The following is a 4,274-nucleotide window of genomic DNA, read 5'->3' as shown; positions in this document are numbered from 1 at the left end:
GCGAACGGTGATGAGATTGCGTTGTTGCCTGTCCGAATGCTCGGAAGCCCTGATGGTCTTGTCCACAGCAATGTGTAGCATTTAGCCGAAAGTCTGCATAGGTGTTTCGCCGTAGCAGTATCTTCCAGAATGCGCGCACTGTTCGTTGTATTTGGTCAGCCATGCGTCCCGATCCGTCTGCAATTCTCCCATCGACCGATAGATCTTCTCGCGGAAGGCGATGTCGTAGAACTCGTCCTTGATGGCGAGGTGAAAGCGCTCGCAGATGCCGTTGGTCTGCGAACTGTTCGCCCTAGTCTTGGAATGATCCACGTCCTCGAATGCCAGATAAAGCTGGTAGGCATGACTCTCGACCTTGCTGCAGTATTCCGTGCCCCGGTCGGTCAAGACGCGAAGCAGGCTGATGCCTTGCTCGGTAAAGAAGGGAATGACACGGTCGTTCAGCAGATCGGCGGCGGTTATTGCGGTCTTGTCGGTATAGAGTTGGCAGATCTCCACGCGGGCATCAGTATCGACGAAGGTCTTTTGGTAGATGCGCCCCACACCCTTGACCATACCGAGTTAATAGGTGTCCTGGCTGCCGAGATAACCGGGATGGTGGCTTTCGATCTCGCTATGCGCCTCCTTTTGCTGCTTCGCCTTTTTAAGCCCACCATCTGCTATTCCGTCAAGAGAATGCGGTCCTGGGCGGCAAGGTCCTCAAACGTCTGTCTTGGCCCCCTAAAACTGTGCCACAGTTGGCTTAGTTTTGGAGACGGGATTGATGGCGCGGAAACGGTATTCGGACGAAGATATTCTGCGGCTTTTGCGCGAGATTGAGCTGGGCCTGGCATCTGGTTCGGATGTCGCGACGGCGTGCAGAACGGCTGGTGTCAGTGATGCGACCTATTACACATGGCGCAAGCGGTTTGGTGGGATGGGACGATCTGAGATGGCCAATCTGAAGGCGCTGCAGAAAGAGAATGATCGGCTCAAGAAAATCGTGGCTGAGCTTGAACTGGACAAACTCATTCTCAAGGAGAGCCTTGATTATCTAAAGCCAAAGGCCTGACGGCAGACCAGCTTCGTCAGGCCGTGGTCCACACCCGACAAAAGCTGGCAACCTCTGAACGGCGCACCTGTCGCGTGATTGGATTGGCGCGGAGCACGCTGCAATACCGCGCAGCGCCAAAGGATGATGAGGCGTTACGTCTGGCGATGATCCGATTGGCCAAACGGTATGGGCGCTACGGCTACCGCAAGGTCGCCGAGCTGCTGCGTGTCGAAGGCTGGGCAGTCAATCATAAAAAGATCGAACGACTATGGCGCGAAGAAGGCTTGCAGCTCCCACAACGGCACAAGAAACGCAAACGGCTGTACCACAAGGACAGCTCGATCATCCGGCTCCGACCGCAACATCCCAATCACATCTGGAGCATTGACTTTGTCCACGACAAGCTGAGCAACGGACAGAGCTACAAGATGCTGACGGTGCTGGATGAGTATACCCGTGAGGCGCTCTGCGTAGCGGTCAAGCCGAAGATGAACAGCGCAGACGTGCTGGATGCGCTCTACCCACTCTTATTGCGGCACGGGAAGCCCGAACACATCCGTTCCGACAACGGCGCGGAGTTCATCGCAACGGCCCTGCAGACCTGGTTAAGAAAGGTGGGCATTAAGCCGATCCAAATCTACCCGGGATCACCTTGGGAGAATGGATACAACGAGCGCTTCAATGGCACTCTGCGCCGGGAAGTCCTCAACGCAGAATGGTTCCACACCACCAAACAGGCTCAGATCGTCATCAATACCTGGCTTAGACAGTACAATCGTGTCAGACCCCATCTGGACCTGTCGCGTTTTTGTGCCGCTCCAAGTGCTCGTTTAAACCACTTTCCGTTCGAAGGCGACGGGACTTTTCCAGCCCAGTGCTGAGTGTCGGCGGCGCGGATTGTAGAAGCCGTTGATGTATTCGAAGATGGCCGCTTCAGCCTGCCGTCGGGTTTGCCATGACCGCCGCCAGATCAGCTCAGCTTTGATCGTTTTGAAGAAGGTCTCGACGGCGGCGTTATCATAGCAATTGCCTTTGCCGCTCATCGACACTTTGAAGTCATGTTGGCGCAGGATCTTCTGATAATCGTGGGAACAGTATTGGCTGCCACGATCCGTGTGGTGGATGCAGTCCTTCGGTGGTGATCTGAAGGCGATAGCCATTCTCAGCGCCCTGATGGCCAGGTCTCGCTTCATCCGATTGCTAACAGCCCAGCCAATCACACGGCGGGAATGCAAGTCCAGAATGACGGCGAGATAAAGCCAGCCTTCACGGGTCCAGACATAGCTGATGTCACCAGCCCATGTCTTGTTCGGCTGATCCGCTGTGAAGTCCCGATCCAGTAGGTTGGGCGCGATATTGAACTTGTGATCGCTGTCTGTCGTGACCTTGTGCTTGCGTGTTCTCAACACGGATATGCCGTTCTGGCGCATCAGGCGACCAACGCGACGATGCCCCACAGCCAAACCAATTTCCTTCAACTCTTCAGTCATGCGCGGCCTGCCATAGCTGCCCAAACTGAGGCGTGACTGTTCTTTGATATGCGCCAGCGTGACCAGATCAGACCGCTGTCTGCGACTGGCAGGGCGGCTGCGGAAGGCACGCAGACCGCGTGCGCTGACACCGACGACATCGCATAACCGGTTGGCTGGAAAGCTGGCTCTGTGTTCTTCGATAAACCTAAATCTCATTGCTTTAGGCCCGCGAAGAACTGGGTGGCCTTTTTTAGGATTTCCCTCTCCTCCTTGAGGAGCCGGATCTCCCGTCGAAGTCGCTCATTCTCTTGAGCGAGGCTCAAATCCTCTTTGGAAACCACGTCTGTATCTCGGTGCGCTGTGATCCATTTGTTCAGCGTGGACATCCCGACACCTAGATCATCAGCCACCTGCTTGCGTGTTAGCCCACTGGTCAATGCGATACGCACCGCATCTTGCCGGAATTCGGCCGTCCGTTTCAGTCCCATAGTCAGTCTCCTTTGCTGCAGTAGATGCTATCAAAGGAGCGGCATCAAACCGTGACAGGTCCAGAAGTCGGTACCGATCGACGTGGACACCCTGCGCGACCATCGCCAAATCAGCCAGATCATCAATGCGCTGAAGGACTGGTGCGCCCGTGAAGGTGTAGAGCTGAAGCGGTGAAGAAACCCGTCGTGCATATCACGGATCACGCCCTGGTGCGGTATCTCGAGCGCGTTCTACTGGTTGATGTCGAACGCCTGCGCCGCCGGATCGGCCGCAAGATTGACGCGCTGTTTATCGAAGAACTGCCCGATCCGAGCGGCGTTACTGTGAATGGCGTCACTTACAAGCTTCGGGGCAAAGCCGTCACAACCTGCGTACCCGTCAAGAAACGCACCCGTCGAGGGCAACGGCGGCGCAAATGAACAAGAGCTTCAAGCCATATCTGCCGGGTGTGCTGGCCATGATCGCAGAGGAGATCAGCGAGCAGGTTGCTGTGCGCTTGGCAGAGGCGAGAGGCGGACGGGCCGTATATGTGCCCAAGACACCCAAGCCTGGTTCTGAACTGTCGCAGATCGTAGGCGTCGAGGCTGCCAAGCAACTCTCCAAGCTGCTCGGGCATGGAACGCTCAAGGTACCTTGTGGCAATATCGGCGGTGCTGGTGGACGGCGCGCACGGATCGAGACGCTATGGCATCAAGGTCTCAGCCATGCCCAGATTGCTGCCGAGGTTGACGTGCACACGAGAACCGTGGAACGTGTTGTCGCGTCACTGCGCGACGACAGTGAACCCAAACTCCCCTTTTAGCGCCAAAGACGAGTGATCCCGACAACTGTCGGGGCGCGTCTCGAACGCCCGATTGCTTAGGTTCCTCCTCAAGCAAACGGAGCAAACGAGATGAAGTCTGTCAGACAAATCGCGGAAGAGATTGTTGCGCGCGAAGGTGGCTATGTGAATGACCCTGATGATCCGGGTGGAGCCACAAACTTCGGCGTCACCATTCACACCATGCGACGATTGGGCTTGGACCTGGACCGCGATGGAGATGTCGATGCACGTGATGTCCGGGCGCTGAAACGCGACCAAGCCGTTGATATTTTCATCCGCCATTATTTTGAGAAACCGCGCATCAACCTGTTGCCCGAGCCGCTGCAAGCATCGGTCTTCGACATGTATGTGAACGCAGGCAGCAACGCCGTGAAGATCCTACAGCGACTGCTCAGTGAATTCCAGGAGCCGGTCACCGTCGATGGCGCGCTCGGACCTCAGACTGCAGCCGCCACGA

Annotated in this window: 5 protein-coding genes and 1 pseudogene; 4 read left to right on the top strand and 2 right to left on the bottom strand. The window is 56.2% G+C overall.

Annotation, left to right across the window (positions count from 1 at the left end):
• Positions 1-81: 81 nt before the first annotated feature.
• Positions 82-555, bottom strand: a complete 474-nt coding sequence (locus tag ACR0LL_RS20870; protein WP_480426234.1) for an integrase core domain-containing protein — start codon at positions 553-555, stop codon at positions 82-84.
• Between the two features lie 208 nt (positions 556-763).
• Between ACR0LL_RS20870 and ACR0LL_RS20865 the strand changes: the two are divergent.
• Positions 764-1,914, top strand: a pseudogene (locus ACR0LL_RS20865) (IS3 family transposase).
• On the opposite strand, the gene ACR0LL_RS20860 reads toward ACR0LL_RS20865, so the two are convergent.
• Positions 1,864-2,993, bottom strand: a protein-coding gene (locus ACR0LL_RS20860) for an IS3 family transposase (protein ID WP_480424262.1) whose coding sequence is annotated in 2 segments (ribosomal slippage) — positions 1,864-2,750 and positions 2,750-2,993 — 1,131 coding nt in all. Because the reading frame shifts where the segments join, the coding sequence is not laid out codon by codon here. The pseudogene ACR0LL_RS20865 and the gene ACR0LL_RS20860 sit on opposite strands and share 51 nt — an antisense overlap.
• 171 nt (positions 2,994-3,164) lie before the next feature.
• Here ACR0LL_RS20860 and ACR0LL_RS20855 point away from each other — a divergent pair.
• From ACR0LL_RS20855 to ACR0LL_RS20845, 3 genes are all read left to right on the top strand, one after another.
• Complete coding sequence (locus tag ACR0LL_RS20855; RefSeq protein ID WP_480424261.1) at positions 3,165-3,413, top strand: hypothetical protein; 249 nt, start codon at positions 3,165-3,167, stop codon at positions 3,411-3,413.
• Entirely contained in the window at positions 3,410-3,796 is a 387-nt protein-coding gene (locus ACR0LL_RS20850; protein ID WP_480424259.1) for a helix-turn-helix domain-containing protein, read from the top strand. Before ACR0LL_RS20855 ends, ACR0LL_RS20850 begins: the two co-directional genes overlap by 4 nt.
• 90 nt (positions 3,797-3,886) lie before the next feature.
• The coding region (locus tag ACR0LL_RS20845; RefSeq protein WP_480589197.1) for a glycosyl hydrolase 108 family protein at positions 3,887-4,274 on the top strand (388 nt) is incomplete at its 3' end.

This window comes from Ruegeria sp. AI2 (assembly GCF_056541275.1).
Note: the sequence above shows the minus strand (reverse complement) of the source record. Positions and strands in the feature narration are given on the sequence as shown.